This window comes from Pustulibacterium marinum, assembly GCF_900116665.1.
In the GTDB taxonomy this organism is placed as follows: Bacteria; Bacteroidota; Bacteroidia; order Flavobacteriales; family Flavobacteriaceae; genus Pustulibacterium; species Pustulibacterium marinum.
In genome coordinates this window covers 1-18,219 of sequence record NZ_FPBK01000013.1, presented here as the reverse complement: position 1 = coordinate 18,219, position 18,219 = coordinate 1, and the positions used below count along the sequence as shown (strand labels likewise).

Below are 18,219 nucleotides of genomic sequence, written 5' to 3'. Positions count from 1 at the left end.
ACAATTTAGCTTAGTTTAAAAACAATTGGATACGCAAAAGTTACCGGAACTACTTCGCCTCTTTGCTCACCCGGCACAAATGCTGGTAACGCATTTATAATACGTTCTGCTTCTGCTTCTAAACGTTTGTCTGGGCCACGAGATCCTATAACGCTAACGGAACCATCTGTATTAATTCTAAAATTTATATACACTCTACCTTGAACACCATCTGCTTGAGCATCGGCCGGATATTGAAATGTTGTACGTACGTGTTTATCTAACTGTTCTTTGAAAACTGCAGCAGATTGATTTTCAAAACCTTTAAAAGCAGGTCTTTTTTCTACAATTGTAAATGGCACATCTACATTTACAGAAGCATCTTTTGTAGTATAATCAGAAACTGTTCTGGTTTCTACTGTAGGCAAATCTCCTTGCTCTTGAAATTCTAAATAAGTAGAAACAAGAAACCTATACATTTCTTCCTTTTCCATTTCAGAAGTATTAATATACGTTACCATTTTTTCACTTTTGATAAACACCTGTAATTTTGCCTCAGCCTCTTCTGAAATGTTATTTTCTAATGCTATTTTATGCATCAACTCTGCATCCGTTAAATTTTCAGAAGTCACAACTTCTGTAGTTTCTTCTTGATTACAGGCTGAAGTGTATACCATAATTCCCGCAAGCATAGGAATGATTAAGATATATTTGAAAAGTTCTCTTTTCTTTGAATTTGATTTTTGTAACATTTTGATTCGTTTTTTGATTAATGATTGATTGAAAAATTGATTGGTGAACGAAATATTTTCGGTTTGAAATACTTCTTGTAATAATTGCTGATAGTGTTCTTTCTTATTTTGTTGAGACGTTTTTCTATCGGCTATAAATTCGTGTAATTCCGTAATTCGTTTTTGATACATGTATACTAATGGATTGAACCAAAAAACAATACGAAACACTTCAAAATACAGTAAATCCCAGCTATGTTTTTGCTGAATATGTACCAATTCGTGCGCTATGATATGATCATGATTTTTTTGCTTTACTTCTTCTCCTAAAAACATATTATTAAAAAAGGAAAAAGCAATATTTGATTTTGGAATGGTTACCTCGTAGAAATACTTTTTCCACTGAATCTTTCCATGATTTTTCAGTTCAAAGATTTTTCCTAGTTTGAAAAAGAAAAATAGCAAACTAAACAACATTCCCACTACAGCAATAATTTGTAACGGTGAAACTTGCGACCAAAAATCTTGAGTTTGTTGGCCCGAGATAACAACTTCCGAAAGTTGAATCACTTCAATATTCGTTTGCGCTACATCAAACTTTGGTAAAATCAAAGCTCTTGGAATTATTCCTCCAAAGTTGGAAATTTTTATGAATGGCAGTACCAAAGAAAGTAATGGCGTTAACAACAAATATGCTCTATTCACATTGAAAAAGGTTTCTTTTTTTAAGAACAGATCATACAGTGCTAAAAAGAGCACTTGGCACGCGATTACTAAAAGTAGGTACTGTATCATAGAATTATGTGTTTATGAAAGTTTAAAAACAATTGGGTATGCAAAAGTTACCGGAACTTTATTTCCATTAGCATCTTCTCCCGGGATCATTGTTGGTAGTGCTTCAATCAAGCGTTTTGCTTCTTGTTCCAAACGCTCATCATTTCCTCTTAAACCACTTACATGCACATTTCCATCTGTTCCAATGGTAAACATTACGTATTGTCTTCCTTGAATTCCTTCTGCTTTTGCAGACTCAGGATATTTAAAATTGGCGGCTATAAAAGCATCTAATTTGGTTTTGAAACATTCACTTGCATCAACAGCATTTTCGCAACCCTTAAAAACAGGTTTCTTCGCTACCCTAGTAAACGGAGTTGCATCGGCATAATCGTCGTCAAAATAGGTAACTTCTTTTGCTGTGTTAAACTTCTTTTCAGAATTAAAACGTACTAGATATTCGTCATAAGTACTATTAAATAGACTTTCTTTAATCTCCTCCTTTTTATCTTCTTCCAACCTCATTTTATCTGCCATTACATACAATAACATAGACTGGTAACAATGTTCTTCAAATGTAGAGGGAACATTTTCTCCTTTATCTTCTATCTTCATAAAAGCAACCATAAGATCATGTATATTTTCTCCGGCAGCTACTTTGTCTTGGATTTCTTTTAAATACTGAAGCTTTAAAGCTTTTTCTGAAACCTCAGCTGTTTCTTCTTGTGTAATCGTCTCGGTTTCGTCTTGCGAGCAAGCAGCGGTATAAGCTAAAATTCCGGCAAGCATTGGAATGATTAATACATATTTGAAAAGTTCTCTTTTCTTTGAATTTGATTTTTGTAACATTTTGATTCGTTTTTTGATTAATGATTGATTGAAAAATTGATTGATAAATGAGATATTTTCGGTTTGAAATACTTCTTGTAATAATTGCTGATAGTGTTCTTTCTTGTTTTGTTGAGACGTTTTTCTATCGGCAATAAATTCGTGTAATTCCGTAATTCGTTTTTGATACATGTATACTAATGGATTGAACCAAAAAACAATACGAAACACTTCAAAATACAGCAAATCCCAACTATGTTTTTGCTGAATATGTACCAACTCGTGCGCTATGATATGATCATGATTTTTCTGCTTTACCTCTTCTCCCAGAAACATGTTATTGAAGAATGAAAAGGCAATATTTGATTTTGGAATGGTTACTTCGTAAAACCCGAATTTCCATTTTATAGTTCCTCGTTCTTTAAGCTTTGAAATACTGATGATTTTGAAAAGAAAATAAGAAAAACTTAAAAGCACTCCAATTATAAACACAAGCTCAACAGCAGTTATTTGACTCCATAAATTTTGTGAACTTTCGCCTGTAACCACAACTTCTTGTAGTTGAACTACACTTTCTGAAGTTGTTGCAACTTCTAGTTTCGGCAACACAAAAGCTCTTGGAACTATTTTACCAAAATTTGGTATGTGTATCAATGGCAATACCAATGAGATTAGCGGTGTAAATAACAAATACGCTCTATTGCTGTTGAAGAATGTTTCTTTTTTTAAGAATACATCGTACAACAATAAAAACAACACTTGACACGCTATGGATAAAACAAGGTACTGCAACATATTTACTAATTTTTATTGAGCTAATACAAAAACAATGGGATACGCATATTGAACGGTAATCACATTTCCGTTGTCGTCTTTCGCCGGAATTAATTCTGGCAACGATTCTATAATTCGTTTTGCCTCCTGACTGAGTAATACCGATTTCCCAACGGTTTCAATCACTTTTACTTTTCCAGATTCCATGATCTGAAACTTCACTTGTATTCTACCCTGTTCATTATTCTCTTGAGCTTCCTTCGGATAGGTAAATACACGGCGAACATGATCATTCAAACGTTCTTCAAAAGTTTCGGTAGGATTTTCGGTATTTTCATATCCTTTAAAAGCTGGTTTCACTTTAGCCAATATGAACGGAATTACAGAATCTGTTTGTGCAGTTGCTTCCTTTGGATATCCCATTACCACAAGTTCTGGCATAGTTACCACTTTAGTCGTTTTCACAGGTACTTTTTCAGTAGAAAACCCAACTACTTTCACTCCTTCTTGCTTTTCCTGTACTGGTTTTTCGTAACCTTCTACAATTACTTCTTCCATCGGATTTGCTTCTACCACCGACTTTTCTGTCTTTGGTTCGGCATAACCTTCTACTACAATTTCTTTGAGGTCAGACGTTGGTTTAGCAGAGGTTGCTTCCTTTTCCGTGGCATAACCCACTACTATTTTTTCTTCAAGATGATTAGCCGTTTCTTTTTCTTGTCCAACGGACGATGAATACCAAAGTAACGCCACAATAGTTGGTAACAGGAAACTATAGTTAAGTAATTCTCTCTTTTTAGAATTTGATTTTTGTAACATAACAATTCGTTTTTTGATTAATGAATGATTGAAAAATTGATTGATGAAGGAAATATTCTCTGTTTGAAATACTTCTTGTAACAATTGCTGATAATGTTCTTTCTTGTTCTGTTGAGACGTTTTACTATCGGCAATGAACTCGTGTAATTCCGCAATGCGATTTTGATACATATATACTAGCGGATTAAACCAGCATACAACGCGCAATATCTCGAAATACAAAAGATCCCAGCTATGTTTTTGTTGAATGTGAACCAACTCATGCGCAACAATATGCGAGAATGGTTTTTGCTTTACTTTTTCCCCTAAAAACATCCAATGAAAAAAGGAAAAAGCTACAGAAGATTTCGGAATTATGATCTCGGTAAACGTACCATGAACCACTTTTTTTCCACCAAACTTCAGTTTGAATAATTTATATAATTTGAAGCTGAACACAACTAAACTCACCAAACAACCTGCTATAAAAACCCACTCCCATGTACCTAGTTGAGACCAAAATGAAACATTTGATTTTGCGGTAAGCGTAATACCATCTAACAAAACCACCTGAGTTTCATTTTTTGTGTAGGTAGTAATTCGAATCACTTCCGGAACTGAATTTTCAAAAAATTGAAATTTCAATAACGGCAATACAAAAGACAATGCCGATGTAATTAAAAGATACGCTCTGTTACTATTGAAAAAAGTCGACTTTTTTAGTAACACATCATACAACAGCAAAAACATGGTTTGCCCCGCAATAACAAGAAGTATATATGGTAGCATAGCAAATGGTTTTTAGTGGTTATTTTTCTTCGTCTTCTACATGTTTTAAAATTTCTTCCATCTCGCGAAGGCTAATATCGTTTTTCTTCATAAAGAAAGAGACCATACTTTTAAATGAACCTTGAAAGTAGTTATCTACCAATTTGGTTAAGCTTTGATTGCTGTAATCTGATTTTTTTACCAGCGGGAAATATTTATATCCCTTACCTTCTTGTTCGTGATCTACAAACCCTTTCCCCTCTAAGATACGAACAATGGTAGAAACCGTATTGTACTTTGGTTTCGGTTCTGGTAATTCATCAATAATTTGATTTACAGTAGCTACGCTCAACTGCCATAAAACATGCATGATCTCTTCTTCAGCTTTTGTAAGTTGCTTCATTTTTTCAACTAATTTTTTAGTTTCAACAGATCAAATATAACTAATTATTTAGTTTAAACTAATTTTTTAGTTGATAAATTTAAAAAAATATTGATGTTTATTAAATCGAATTCTTACAAACTATCGCAATTGCTTCTCGTAGCAGTAAAATTCTCCTTTTCTAAAAAAGACATTTCCCGGACTTTCGAATCCTAATTTTTGGTAGAATTGATTTGCAATATCATTTTTGGTGAAGCAATCAAACCGAAGACAATCGTAATTATTTTCTAGCGCAATCGTTTCTACAGCCTGCATCATAGCTTTGGCCACACCCACTTTCTGAACATTTGGATGCACAGATAACCGATGTACTACCAGAAATTTCCCCGTAGTTTTCCACGGCACTTCGTCATATTCCACATCATACGCTTCGTTCAGTGCCATATACCCCACAAGTTTTTCATCTAGAAAATAACCGTAGGCATGTTGTTGCGAAATATCGTTGATGATAATTTGCTGAGTTGGATACAATTCATCCCATTGATCTAGGTTTCGCTCGCGGATTTGACTCACAACCGCTTGAATGATTTCAAAAGCTTCCTTACTATGTTCTGTTTCTAATAACCGAACCATCATTACTTTGCCAAGAATGATAAAATAGCTTGCAAGGCTTCGTCCTTATTTTCTATGTAGCTCATGTGTCCGCCCGCAACTACTGTAGTGTCTGCTTCCACTTCATCTGCCTGATCAAGAATTTCTGCTACTTGAATGGTAGGATCTTGGTTTCCTATAATGTAGTGTTTCACAATACTGGCTTCTTTAAGCGTTTGAACCGAAGCTTTTCGCAGTTTCATTCCGGCAAGCGCAGCAATAACTCCAGCAACCGGCGTTTGCAATGCTTGCTCTTTTAATGTAGCAATCTCAGGTGCAAATGTTTTCTTATGATCTTCAGAAAACAGATTCATGACTCCCATGCTTATGAAATTTTCAGGCATCTGCTGTACCACTTTTATTCCACGGTCACGATTTTGCTTTTTCTCTTCGGAATCTTCAGACGCTGATGAATTGAACAGCATTAAGTGAGAAACCAAATCAGGATAATTTTTCAGAAATGCTAATGCCACATAACCTCCCATGGAATGCCCGATGAATGCTGCCTTCAAGATATTTTCGGCAACCAAAACTTCATGAACCACTGCTGCCATAAACTCCATGGTATGAACTTCTGCAAAAACATCAGTTGTTCCATGCCCCGGTAAATCAATAGCAATTACTTGATAATCTTTAGAAAGCTCTGCTGAAAATGAATTCCAAATTTTAAGCGACTCTAAAAATCCATGCAGTAATACAACTACTTTTCCGCTGCCGGAAGTTTGGTAATGTACGTTCTTGTTTTGATATATAAGTTGTGGCATAAAGAAGTTTCTTAAAAATAAAGAAAGCTATCTTAAACGAAAAATGATAAAGGAAGTACGTTGTTTAAGATAGCTTTCTAGCATTAGCACATGTATATTATTTATTCATCCACTCTTCTATTTCTTCAACAGTTAGTGGAATATTTTCCATTAAATTGATAGGTGCTCCGTTTTCTTGAATTACCATATCATCCTCTAAACGGATTCCCATATTTTCACCCGGAATATAAATCCCTGGCTCAACTGTAAATACCATATTAGCCTTCATAGGAGTTTTCAATGCTCCGTAATCATGCGTATCTAATCCCATATGGTGACTTGTACCGTGCATAAAGTACTTTTTATAAGCCGGCCAAGCAGGATCTTCATTTTGAACGTCAGCCTTGTCTAGCAATCCAAGTCCTAATAATTCCGAAGTCATTATTTTTCCAACTTCCACATGATACTCTGCCCACATAGTACCTGGAACCAACATTTTTGTTGCTTCGTCTTTCACTCTTAAAACAGCATTGTACACTTCTTTTTGACGGTCTGTAAAACGACCGTTTACAGGAATAGTACGCGTCATATCACTAGCATAATTAGCGTATTCTGCACCAACATCCATCAATAACATATCGCCATCTTTACATTCCTGATTGTTTTGAATGTAGTGAAGCACATTGGCATTGAAACCAGAAGCTACAATGGGTGTATAGGCAAAACCTCTAGAGCGATTTCTTAAGAATTCATGCATGTATTCAGCTTCAATCTCATATTCCATCACACCAGGTTTTACAAACTGTAATACACGTTTGAAACCTTTTTCGGTAATGCTACACGCATTTTTGATCAATGCCAATTCTTCCGGCTCTTTAACGCCTCTGGCATTTTGTAAAATTTGATTTGATTTTGCAAACGGATGTGCCGGATATTTCTTTTTGCACCATTGAATGAAACGATCTTCACGTGTTTCGGTTTCTACAGACTGTCTGTAATGTTCATTTGTGTTAAAATAAACAAGCTCTGCTTCGCACATTAATTCGTGAAAAACTTTTTCAAAATCGGTTAACCAATATACTGTTTCAACACCACTTGTTTCAGTAGCGGCTTCTTTGGTTAATTTTTCACCTTCCCAAATAGCTATGTGTTCATTGGTTTCTCGAACAAATAAAACTTCTTTATGTTTTGGATCTACGCTATCTGGAAATAATAATAAGATACTCTCTTCTTGGTCTACACCACTCAAGTAAAAAAGATCTCTATTTTGTTCAAATGGAAGCGTACTATCGGCTCCAATTGGGTAAATATCATTAGCATTAAAAACAGCTAAACTCTTTGGTTTCATAGCTGCTGTAAATTTTGCTCTATTCTTTATAAATAATTGATTACTTATTGGAAAGTATTTCATTGAATATGAATTTTTAATTTCTAACAAAAGTATTGATTTGTGACTGAAACGCCCGAGAATAGATGCTAAAATCTGTTAAGATGGCTTATTTCAATATACATAAACCCACAAAGTTTACTTGTAAAATTAAAAACGGTAATGACATATATCATTTTAACGAAGCTACAAATCCTCCACAATAAAACATCCCGAATTATAACGTTTGAGAATACCGTATTGCACATCTTTTTAAACTCATTCTAAATAGCTGAAATAGGTAGTAAATAAGCATCAAAGTTTTGTTAATAAAAACCCTGTACTCTATTTTTGTGTAACAAAATTTATAACCAATGAGCGGATTATTAAAATCATCAATAGCAAGGAAGGTAGCCATGGCTCTTTCGGCATTTTTCCTTCTAATCTTCCTGTTACTCCATTTTTCTGTGAATTTTATTTCTGTATTTAGTGAAGATGTTTTCAACGAAGCATCCCATTTTATGGGTACTAACCCATTAATACAGTTTTTAATGCAACCAATTTTAATTATTGGTGTTGTTTTTCACTTTGTAATGGGATTTGTTCTTGAAGCTAAAAACAAAGCGGCAAGACCTGTAAAATATTCAAAATACAGCGGAAGCGAAAATGCTTCTTGGATGTCCAGAAACATGTTAGTTAGTGGTGCTGTGATTTTAGCATTTTTAGGATTACACTTCTACGACTTCTGGGTACACGAAATCACTGTTAAGTATGTAGATGGTGACATGAGTGGTTTAATTCTAGGAACCGAGCATTTAAGATATTATGAAGAGATGCATGATAAATTTGCTGATATTTGGCGTGTTGCGCTATACTGCATCAGTTTTGTTTTGCTTTCACTTCACTTGCTTCACGGATTTCAGTCTGCATTCCAATCGGTGGGTATTCGCAAGTTTCGCAACGTTATTGTTAAACTAGGAAACATTTACGCAATTGTAATTCCTTTAGGATTTATTTTTATTGCATTGTACCACCACTTTACCCATTAAAATTAGATTCAGTATGGCAATTTTAGATTCAAAAGTACCAAAGGGTCCTATTAAAGATAAATGGACTACTTATAAAGATAAAATCAATTTGGTAAACCCGGCTAACAAGCGTCACATTGATGTTATTGTAGTGGGTACCGGATTAGCAGGGGGTTCTGCTGCTGCAACCCTTGCAGAATTAGGATATAATGTAAAAGCATTTGCTTACCAAGATTCTCCTCGTAGAGCACACTCTATTGCTGCTCAAGGGGGTATCAACGCCGCTAAAAACTATATGGGCGATGGTGACTCTAACTACCGTTTATTTTACGACACGGTTAAAGGTGGAGATTACCGTTCTCGTGAAGCTAACGTATACCGTTTAGCAGAAGTTTCGGCAAATATTATTGACCAGTGTGTAGCACAAGGGGTTCCTTTTGCTCGTGATTACGGCGGATTGTTAGACAACCGTTCGTTTGGTGGGGTATTAGTTTCTAGAACTTTCTACGCTAAAGGTCAAACCGGACAACAGTTATTATTAGGAGCATACTCGGCAATGAACCGCCAAATTGCTCGTGGTAAAATCGAAATGTTCAACAGACATGAAATGCTTGATGTTGTAAAAATCGACGGAAAAGCTCGTGGTATTATTGCCCGTAACTTAGTAACCGGAGAAATTGAAAGACATTCAGCACACGCTGTGGTTATTGCTACCGGAGGTTATGGTAATGTATACTTCCTTTCTACAAACGCCATGGGATCTAACGCTACGGCAGCTTGGAAAATCCACAAAAAAGGAGCTTTCTTTGCCAACCCATGTTTTACACAAATTCACCCAACTTGTATTCCACGTACCGGTGATTATCAGTCAAAATTAACATTGATGTCTGAATCACTTCGTAACGATGGTAGAATTTGGGTTCCTAAAAAATTAGAGGACGCTAAAAAACTTCAAAAAGGAGAAATTAAGCCTACTCAAATTGCTGAAGAAGATAGAGATTACTACTTAGAAAGAAGATATCCTGCATTTGGTAATTTAGTTCCTCGTGACGTTGCATCCAGAGCTGCAAAAGAACGTTGTGATGCTGGTTACGGAGTTAACGCAACAGGAGAAGCTGTTTACTTAGACTTTGCTTCTGCGATTGAACGTTACGGAAAAGAGCAGGCAAAAATTCATAATATTTCCAACCCAAGTAAACAAAAGATTTACGACTTAGGAAAAGCGATTGTTGAAGCTAAGTATGGTAACTTATTCCAGATGTACGAAAAAATCGTAGATGAGAATCCATACAAAACTCCAATGATGATTTATCCTGCAACGCACTATACCATGGGTGGTGTTTGGGTTGATTATAATTTGATGACAACCGTTGACGGATTGTACTGTATTGGTGAAGCTAACTTCTCTGACCACGGTGCTAACCGTTTAGGGGCTTCAGCCTTAATGCAAGGTTTGGCCGATGGTTATTTTGTATTGCCTTACACTATTGGTGATTATCTATCTCACGAAATTAGAACCGGAAAAATCCCAACAGATACTCCTGAGTTTGACGAAGCTGAGAAAGAAGTTAAAGATCGCATCAATTTCTTTATTAATAACGAAGGAAAACACTCTGTAGACTACTACCACAAGAAATTAGGAAAAATCATGTGGGATAAAGTAGGTATGGCTCGTAACGAAAAAGGATTGAAAGAAGCAATTGCTGAAATTAAAGCATTGCGCGAAGAGTTCTGGAAAGACGTTAAAGTTCCTGGAGGAGCTAACGAATTGAATCCGGAATTAGAGAAAGCAGGTCGTGTAGCTGACTTCTTAGAGTTAGGTGAATTATTTGCCATGGATGCCTTAAACAGAAACGAATCTTGTGGAGGTCACTTCCGTGAAGAATCTGTTGAGCAAGATGGAGAACAAAAAGGAGAAGCAAAACGTAACGATGCAGAATATGCATATGTTGCTGCTTGGGAATACAAAGGGGAACCAAGTGACGCCGTATTACACAAAGAACAATTAGAATTTAAAGATATTGAACTAAAACAACGTTCATACAAATAAGATAGACATTATGAATTTAACACTTAAAATTTGGAGACAGAAAGACTCGAATGCTAAGGGTCAAATGGTCGATTATAAAGTTACTGATATCTCAGAACATATGTCTTTTCTGGAAATGATGGACGTATTAAACGAAGGTTTAGTTGCTAAAGGTGAAGAACCTGTTGCATTTGATCACGACTGTAGAGAAGGTATCTGCGGTATGTGTTCGTTACAAATCAACGGAGAACCTCACGGACCCGACAGAGGTATTACTACCTGCCAGTTACACATGCGTATGTTTAACGACGGAGATACCATTGTAATTGAGCCATGGAGAGCTGCTGCCTTCCCTGTAATTAAAGATTTAATTGTAGACCGTACTGCTTTTGAAAGAATTCAGCAGGCAGGTGGTTACATTTCTGTAAATACTTCTGGTAATACGCAAGATGCAAACGCTATTCCAATTAGTAAAGAAGCTGCAGACAAAGCTATGGATGCTGCTACTTGTATTGGTTGTGGTGCGTGTGTTGCTGCTTGTAAAAATGCAAGTGCAATGTTGTTTACTTCTGCAAAAGTTTCTCAATTCGCCTTATTACCACAAGGACGCGTAGAAGCTACAGAACGTGTAATGAACATGGTAAAACAAATGGATTTAGAAGGTTTTGGTAACTGTACCAATACCGGAGCTTGTGAGGTTGAATGTCCTAAAGGAATTTCTTTAGAAAACATTGCAAGAATGAACCGTGAATACCTTGCTGCAAGTGTAGCAAAGTCTTAAGATAACAGTTTTAACATATATACATATAGAAGAAGAGCGCTTAATTGCGCTCTTTTTTATGCACGTTAATAATCTTTACTTATATTTATAGTAATAAACCTACATTACTATGAACAAACTACTACTATTAATTTTATTCTTAACAGCTGTTACCACCTCTGCACAATTTGGGGGACCAGTAAACAGCGCCAACAGAGAATATTTCCCTGCGGTAATTGAATTTGAAAACGGAACAATTCAAAAAGGATTTGCGGTTTGTCCAAGAGGACCAAGAAAAGAAAATATAGACTTCAAATCATCCGAAAATGCAACTGAAGAACAAATAGATTCTGAAAGATTAGCTAAATTAATTTTCAACCTACCCAATAAAGAAATCATATTTGAAAGAAATTATTTTACTAGATTTTACGGAAAGAACTCAGAGAAGATTTCTAATGAAAAAGTATGGATGGTAGCCTTAGCTTCTAGTGAAAATCTAACTCTCTTAAAGGCTTCTCAAAAATATTATATCAGCGGAGATAACAAATTTTATTTTGTGGAAAAACAAGGGAGTATCCATTTTGGAGATATGCCTTATTTATTTAAAAAAGCCGATACAGATAATGCAGTTATCATCTGCAGTACAATAAAATCCGCTTATCAGAAAGGAAGAACACGAAAAAATTTAGTGAAATTTTTTAATGAGTATCCAGACTTTGTGAAACGAATAGGGTCGTATAAAATAAAATTTGAAGAGATAGATCTTATCATTGAGCAATGCCTCAAATTATAGTATTAAAAAAGGCTTTAGTTAATTAACTAAAGCCCTTTTAATGTATATCTGTAAACGAATTACTTCGCCTCTTTTATCAAATAAATATATACAGGAAAGTGATCACTGTAACCCCCCGTATAATTTCCGTTTGAATAACTACGGAACGGATATCCTTTGTAACGCCCGTCTTTTTGTATTAAATAACGCTTGTTATAAATATGCGCCTGCCAGTAACGGTAACTAGTCATATCTTCTTTATTCAATAAGTTTGCTGTAAAAAAGATTTGATCAAACAAATTCCAACCATCTCTGTACGCCAAAGATCCCAAGCCTTTCTTCAACATTTCCTCCATAGGGTTATATAAATCTAAGCCTTTTGCTTTGTGTGGTTTTGCCTTGGTTTTTAAAACAGTTTTCATACTAGAGTTTGTAGGATCATCGTTTAAATCTCCCATACTAATGATTTTTGCATCGGCATTGATCTTCTGCAACGAATCAATAATTGTTTTATTTAATGCAGCTGCTGCTTCGCGCTTTGGTCTACTTGCTGCTTCTCCTCCACTTCTAGATGGCCAGTGATTTACAATAAAACTAATCTGTTCATCATCTAAAATACCGGTAACCAATAATTGATCACGTGTGTAATCATTACTACCGTCATCATCCTTCAAATGCAATGGAATGTTATCAAAAGACAATGGCGTAAATATATTTTTTTTGTACAATAGAGCTACATCAATTCCACGCTCATCTGGAGATTCAAAATGAACTATCCCATAATTGAAAGGTTTCAATTGTGGATCACTTATTAAATCTACCAAAACAGCTTCGTTTTCTATCTCGGCAACTCCCAATATATCGGGTGCAGATCCTGTAACATCCGCCCCTATATCTGCAATTACCCTTGCCATGTTTTTAATCTTATCTTTATAAATAGCAGATGTCCAATGATCTTTCCCCGTAGGAGTTCGGTCATCATCATATTTATTAGGATTATTTATGGTATCAAAAAGGTTTTCTACATTGTAGAAAGCAATGGTTCTCACTTTATAGCTTTTCTCCTGTGCATTCACTGCCACAGAAAAAATTACTAATACTAAAATTAAAATACGTTGAAACTTCATTTACTATTTGTGTTATCAAATTGTTGTATTCAAAACAAAAAAGGATTCAAAAGTACAGATTTCTTTTAAAAGTATGTACATTTGCCGCGTTAACATTTATTTATGATTTAACGTTCTTAAAATTAACTTGTATTTATGAGAAAATTCTTAGCACTGTTCTTTAGCGTTTTTGCTTCAGTAGCCTTTGCACAGAACTCTTCTGTAAAAGGTATTGTAGTAGACACTCAAGGAAAAGAACCGCTTGCAAGTGTAACCGTAACATTAGACGGGACTACACTTTCTACACTAACGAATGACGATGGTATGTTTGAACTTACAGATGTACCAACCGGAAGTCAGGTAATCATTATTGCTACAGAAGGGTTTCTTCAACAGGTATTACCGGTTGAAATTACTTCTGAAGGATTGGATTTAGGAATGATTTTTCTAGAACCAGATATTACCGAAGAACAAACCAGCAACCTTATTTCTTTAACCGAAAGTAGCCTTACCGATGAAGGTAACGGCGCAGACGTAACATCTGGACTTTTACAGTCTTCCCGTGATGTTTATTTAAACACTGCCGCTTTTGAGTTTAGCCAATCGTTCTTTAGAGTTCGTGGTTTGAATACCGATAACGGAAAAGTTCTTTTAAACGGTATTGAAATGAACAAACTTTACAACGGAAGACCACAATGGGGTAACTGGGGAGGTTTAAATGATGTCATGAGAAACCAGGAGTTTACCAATGGTTTAACCCCATCTGATTACTCTTTTGGTGGCTTAATAGGTACTACAAACATAAACCTAAGAGCTTCACGTTACAGACCAGGGTTTAGAATCACATACTCAAACTCAGACCGTAGTTACAACAATAGAACTATCATGAGCTACTCTACCGGTTTAATGCAAAGCGGTTGGGCATTCACATTAGCTGCTTCCAGAAGATGGGGAGACGAAGGCTTTAATAGAGGTTCTTTTTATGATGCGAACTCTTTCATGGCATCTGTAGAGTATAAATTTAACGATGATCACAGCTTAAACTTCACAGGAATCTACGCGCCAAACCGTAGAGGTAAATCTTCGCCAAATACACAGGAAGTTTATGACCTAAAAGGTATCAGATATAATGAATATTGGGGATACTATAAAGGGGAAAAGAGAAACTCAAGAGTAAGAGATATCCAAGAACCAATTTTCATGTTGAACCACTATTGGAATCTAAGTGAAAATACTACTTTAAATACCAATGTAGCGTATCAATTTGGAAAAATGGGTAACAGCCGTATCGATTATGGTGGAACCGATAAAGTTACAGCAAACGGACAGTCATATTACTCAGGTAATGGATCTAACCCAAGCCCGGCATACTATCAAAATTTACCAAGTTATTTCTTAAGATTTGACACACCGGAATATGAAAATGCATACTTTGCTGAAAAAGAATTTGTAGAAGACGGGCAACTTGATTGGGATGCTTTGTACTACGCTAACTTTTCTGCTGCAGTAAATGGAAAAAATGCGGTATACGCCCTTTACGAAGATAGAAGTGATAACAACACCATCACTGCAAACTCTATTTTTAAGTCGGACATTTCTGAAAACATCATCATTAATGCTGCTGCAAACTACAAGCATTTAAAATCTCAGAATTTTGCTGAATTAACAGATTTATTGGGTGGAACCGGATATTTAGATGTTGATAACTTTGCAGATGATTTGACAAACAATCCTGATGCAGCTCAAAACAATTTATTAAATCCAGACAGAATTGTAGGGGTTGGTGATAAATTTAAATACAACTACAACATCTATTCTGATGTGATTGGTGGTTTTGCTCAAGCACAATTCAAATACAACAAAGTAGATTTCTTTGGTGCAGTAACCGTAACTAATACCACATACCAGAGAGAAGGATTGTATCAAAATGGAGCTTTCCCAAACAACTCTTTGGGTAAAGGAGACAAATTAAACTTTACAGGTGTAGGTGGAAAAGCCGGATTAACCTATAAAATTACAGGACGCCACCTATTAGACTTCAATGGTTCGTATGCTACACAAGCACCTTCTATAAGCAACACCTATTCAAACTCTAGAGAAAACAACAATGTAGTTCCAGATATTTCAGAAGAAATCATTACATCTTTTGATGCTAGTTATATCATGCGCTTAACATCTATTAAAGCAAGATTAACCGGGTACTACAATACCATAGAAAATGCAAATGAAATATCTTTCTACTATGCAGATGGTATTGGTGGTGATAATACTGCTTTTTTACAAGAGATCTTAAAAGGAGTTGACAAAAGAAATGTAGGTATGGAACTTGGTGTAGAAGCACAAATAACACCAACCATTAAATTGAAAGGTGCTGCAACTGTAATGGAAAGCATCTATACAAACAATCCAGATCTATACTTATCATCTGAAGATTTTATTGACTACAGCTTAGGTGACCAAACTGCAGCTAATACAGAAACAGATGAATATGGTCAAAGATATTACGGTAAATCATATTTAGAAAACTATAAAGTAGCTACTGGACCACAAAGAGCTTACTCTGTAGGTTTTGAATATAGAGACCCAGATTATTGGTGGTTTGGAGCTACAACCAACTTCTTCTCTAACGCATACATTGATGTAAGTCCATTAACAAGAAGTGCTAACTTTTACACAGATTACGATGGCCAAGTATTCAATGATTACGATGAAGATTTAGCAAGACAGTTATTGAAACAAGAAAAATTCAACTCTTATATGGTTGTAAACTTAACAGGAGGTAAATCTTGGAGAATTAATTACAAGTACTACATTGGGTTCTTCGCAAGCATCAACAACCTTTTTGATGAAGTTTACAAAAGTGGTGGATTTGAACAAGGCCGTAATGCTAACTTCCGCCAGTTAAGAGACGACAAAGCACTTGAAACGCCTGTATTTGGTTCAAAATACTGGTATGGCCGTGGAAGAACTTATTTCTTAAATGTATATTTCAGATTCTAAACTCAATTCTATAACAATAATAAAATGATGAAAGCAACTAAAATTTTAAAGACATTGGTACCGGCAGTAGCAGTTGCAGTAACTATTGCCGCATGTACACAGGACACAGATTATAAAACTCCAACAATATCGTATGACAACGTAACAGATATTGAAGGTGATACCACTTCTATCGCAGCGGTACAAGCAAGATATGATCAAGCCGGAGAAATAACCACTTTCGAAGATGACACAGAATTGTATGTAGAAGGTTACGTTGTTTCTAGCGATCAATCAGGGAACTTCTACGAAGAGTTCTATATTCAAAGTACTCCAAATGCAGAAGGAACAGCAGAAAACCCTAAGAGAGGTATTAAATTGCTTATCAATGAAGCTAGCCTTTACACCAAGTTTGATTTTGGTAGAAAGATATGGATTCACCTTAATGGACTTTCTGTAGGTTTAGACAGTGGTGTTTACGCTTTAGGACACGATGATGGATCTGGTTATTTAGCACAGATTGAATCTTGGGAATTTGATGAGTCAGAAGACGGATTAATTTTAAGATCTTCTGAAGTAGCTACTATTGAACCAAAAACAGTAGAAAGCATTAGCGATCTATCATCAGATGATTTAGGTACTTATGTTGAAATACAAAATCTTCAACTTTCTGAAGATGACTTTGGTTTAACCTATGCTGGTGAAGAAGCAGATTCTTACCAAGGTGAAAGAACTTTTGAAAGCTGTACAGGAAGTAGCGTTACATTGTACACAAGTAGCTATGCCGATTTTAAATCACTTCTTGTACCATCAGCAAACAAAGGAAGTATTACCGGTATTTTTGCAAGAGATTATTATGATGACTACAATGTTTTAATGATTAATGAAACCGATGATATTCAATTCACAGAAGGAAGATGTTCTACTATCTACTCTCAAGACTTTACAGAAGGTTTTGGAGAATGGACACAAGTAAGTGTTGTTGGTAGTCAAACTTGGTATGTAAGCCAATATGGAAATCCAGATTACTCAGCTTACATTAGTGGTTATTCAGGAAGCGCTCAAGATAATGAAGACTGGTTAATTACTCCTTCATTTGATTTAACTGCATACGGACCAATTACTATGTCTTTTGAAACTGCAAGAAGATACACAGGTAACGAAATTGAAACATATATCTCTACGGACTATACAGGTGACGAAGCTGATTTTGCATCTGCAACATGGACACTAATAGAGGATGTAATTTATGACACTGATACATCTACATGGTATTCTTGGACAAATTCAGGAAACATTAGTTTAGAAGATTATGCTTCTGAAAACAATGTTCACATAGCATTTAAATACACTTCAGATTCTTCTGGCGCAGCTGGTTGGGAACTTGACAATTTCTCTCTTAGAGAAAACTAAAAAACTGAATATAGTAAATAATCCTCGGGGCAAGCCCCGAGGCATTAGTTTAGAATAGATTTAATTGTATGTCATTATTTCTATGCAAAACTTGATAATCCTTTTCAGAACCTTGGTTTTTCACATATGCAGCTATTACTTGCTCATTGCTATGCCGTCCCACAGTATTAATATAAAAGCCACTTCCCCAAAAAGCTCCACCCCATAATGCTCTTTTTACACCTGGAGCTTGAGAGAAAATTTCACGGGCAGTGATACTTTTAATTGTTCTGGCAATCTTTGTTGGACTGTAGGTTGGAACACTCTGTAACAGAAAATGAACGTGATTCTTGTCTGAA

The 18,219-nt window shown here is 35.5% G+C and carries 15 protein-coding genes; 6 read left to right on the top strand and 9 right to left on the bottom strand.

The features are described from left to right. Positions 1-5: 5 nt before the first annotated feature. The 7 genes from BM383_RS14900 to BM383_RS14870 form a co-directional block, all read right to left on the bottom strand. Positions 6-1,505, bottom strand: a complete 1,500-nt coding sequence (locus BM383_RS14900; protein WP_245766601.1) for a M56 family metallopeptidase — start codon at positions 1,503-1,505, stop codon at positions 6-8. A 12-nt stretch (positions 1,506-1,517) separates the two neighbouring features. Continuing rightward, on the bottom strand, positions 1,518-3,107 hold the full coding sequence (locus BM383_RS14895) for a M56 family metallopeptidase (RefSeq protein ID WP_093025946.1): 1,590 nt from the start codon (positions 3,105-3,107) through the stop codon (positions 1,518-1,520). A 12-nt stretch (positions 3,108-3,119) separates the two neighbouring features. Continuing rightward, positions 3,120-4,673, bottom strand: coding sequence for an energy transducer TonB (locus tag BM383_RS14890; protein WP_093025945.1), 1,554 nt, complete (start codon positions 4,671-4,673; stop codon positions 3,120-3,122). 19 nt (positions 4,674-4,692) lie between these two features. Continuing rightward, positions 4,693-5,055, bottom strand: a complete 363-nt coding sequence (locus BM383_RS14885; protein ID WP_093025944.1) for a BlaI/MecI/CopY family transcriptional regulator — start codon at positions 5,053-5,055, stop codon at positions 4,693-4,695. 120 nt (positions 5,056-5,175) lie between these two features. Then, positions 5,176-5,670: a GNAT family N-acetyltransferase gene (locus BM383_RS14880; protein ID WP_093025943.1), complete on the bottom strand. Its 495-nt coding sequence runs from the start codon at positions 5,668-5,670 to the stop codon at positions 5,176-5,178. Then, complete coding sequence (locus BM383_RS14875; RefSeq protein WP_093025942.1) at positions 5,670-6,449, bottom strand: alpha/beta fold hydrolase; 780 nt, start codon at positions 6,447-6,449, stop codon at positions 5,670-5,672. The genes BM383_RS14880 and BM383_RS14875 overlap by 1 nt, the downstream gene beginning before the upstream one ends. Before the next feature lie 97 nt (positions 6,450-6,546). Further along, the gene (locus BM383_RS14870) at positions 6,547-7,839 is read right to left on the bottom strand and encodes an aminopeptidase P family protein (RefSeq protein ID WP_093025941.1); all 1,293 of its coding nucleotides are present in this window, start codon (positions 7,837-7,839) and stop codon (positions 6,547-6,549) included. 329 nt (positions 7,840-8,168) lie between these two features. Between BM383_RS14870 and BM383_RS14865 the strand changes: the two genes are divergently transcribed. The 4 genes from BM383_RS14865 (at position 8,169) to BM383_RS14850 (ending at position 12,404) form a co-directional block, all read left to right on the top strand. Further along, entirely contained in the window at positions 8,169-8,843 is a 675-nt protein-coding gene (locus BM383_RS14865; RefSeq protein WP_093025940.1) for a succinate dehydrogenase cytochrome b subunit, read from the top strand. Positions 8,844-8,856: 13 nt separating this feature from the next. Further along, positions 8,857-10,872, top strand: a complete 2,016-nt coding sequence (locus BM383_RS14860) for a fumarate reductase/succinate dehydrogenase flavoprotein subunit (protein WP_093025939.1) — start codon at positions 8,857-8,859, stop codon at positions 10,870-10,872. A gap of 1 nt (position 10,873) precedes the next feature. After that, on the top strand, positions 10,874-11,632 hold the full coding sequence (locus BM383_RS14855) for a succinate dehydrogenase/fumarate reductase iron-sulfur subunit (RefSeq protein WP_093025938.1): 759 nt from the start codon (positions 10,874-10,876) through the stop codon (positions 11,630-11,632). 109 nt (positions 11,633-11,741) lie between these two features. Continuing rightward, positions 11,742-12,404, top strand: a complete 663-nt coding sequence (locus BM383_RS14850; RefSeq protein ID WP_093025937.1) for a hypothetical protein — start codon at positions 11,742-11,744, stop codon at positions 12,402-12,404. Between the two features lie 59 nt (positions 12,405-12,463). Here the strand turns inward: BM383_RS14850 and BM383_RS14845 are convergent, their stop codons facing one another. Beyond that, positions 12,464-13,510, bottom strand: a complete 1,047-nt coding sequence (locus tag BM383_RS14845) for an endonuclease/exonuclease/phosphatase family protein (RefSeq protein WP_093025936.1) — start codon at positions 13,508-13,510, stop codon at positions 12,464-12,466. Between the two features lie 135 nt (positions 13,511-13,645). Here BM383_RS14845 and BM383_RS14840 point away from each other — a divergent pair, with 135 nt between their 5' ends. Then, a complete protein-coding gene (locus tag BM383_RS14840) occupies positions 13,646-16,489 on the top strand; it encodes a carboxypeptidase-like regulatory domain-containing protein (RefSeq protein WP_093025935.1) in 2,844 nt (947 codons plus the stop codon). A 27-nt stretch (positions 16,490-16,516) separates the two neighbouring features. Beyond that, positions 16,517-17,881 carry a DUF5689 domain-containing protein gene (locus BM383_RS14835; RefSeq protein WP_143106439.1) on the top strand — a complete coding sequence of 455 codons (1,365 nt, stop codon included), beginning with the start codon at positions 16,517-16,519 and terminating at the stop codon, positions 17,879-17,881. A 49-nt stretch (positions 17,882-17,930) separates the two neighbouring features. On the opposite strand, the gene tnpA is transcribed toward BM383_RS14835, so the two are convergent. Further along, positions 17,931-18,219: IS200/IS605 family transposase (tnpA, locus tag BM383_RS14830; protein WP_143106438.1), on the bottom strand; the 289-nt coding region annotated here is incomplete at its 5' end.

Excerpts from the sequence above, each read along its gene's own strand:
- BM383_RS14885 (WP_093025944.1), bottom strand. The coding sequence starts at position 5,055 with ATGAAGCAACTTACAAAAGCTGAAGAAGAGATCATGCATGTTTTATGG.
- BM383_RS14845 (WP_093025936.1), bottom strand. The coding sequence starts at position 13,510 with ATGAAGTTTCAACGTATTTTAATTTTAGTATTAGTAATTTTTTCTGTG.
- BM383_RS14895 (WP_093025946.1), bottom strand. The coding sequence starts at position 3,107 with ATGTTGCAGTACCTTGTTTTATCCATAGCGTGTCAAGTGTTGTTTTTA.
- BM383_RS14880 (WP_093025943.1), bottom strand. The coding sequence starts at position 5,670 with ATGATGGTTCGGTTATTAGAAACAGAACATAGTAAGGAAGCTTTTGAA.
- BM383_RS14850 (WP_093025937.1), top strand. The coding sequence starts at position 11,742 with ATGAACAAACTACTACTATTAATTTTATTCTTAACAGCTGTTACCACC.
- BM383_RS14835 (WP_143106439.1), top strand. The coding sequence starts at position 16,517 with ATGAAAGCAACTAAAATTTTAAAGACATTGGTACCGGCAGTAGCAGTT.
- BM383_RS14890 (WP_093025945.1), bottom strand. The coding sequence starts at position 4,673 with ATGCTACCATATATACTTCTTGTTATTGCGGGGCAAACCATGTTTTTG.
- BM383_RS14875 (WP_093025942.1), bottom strand. The coding sequence starts at position 6,449 with ATGCCACAACTTATATATCAAAACAAGAACGTACATTACCAAACTTCC.
- BM383_RS14840 (WP_093025935.1), top strand. The coding sequence starts at position 13,646 with ATGAGAAAATTCTTAGCACTGTTCTTTAGCGTTTTTGCTTCAGTAGCC.
- BM383_RS14860 (WP_093025939.1), top strand. The coding sequence starts at position 8,857 with ATGGCAATTTTAGATTCAAAAGTACCAAAGGGTCCTATTAAAGATAAA.
- BM383_RS14900 (WP_245766601.1), bottom strand. The coding sequence starts at position 1,505 with ATGATACAGTACCTACTTTTAGTAATCGCGTGCCAAGTGCTCTTTTTA.
- BM383_RS14870 (WP_093025941.1), bottom strand. The coding sequence starts at position 7,839 with ATGAAATACTTTCCAATAAGTAATCAATTATTTATAAAGAATAGAGCA.
- BM383_RS14865 (WP_093025940.1), top strand. The coding sequence starts at position 8,169 with ATGAGCGGATTATTAAAATCATCAATAGCAAGGAAGGTAGCCATGGCT.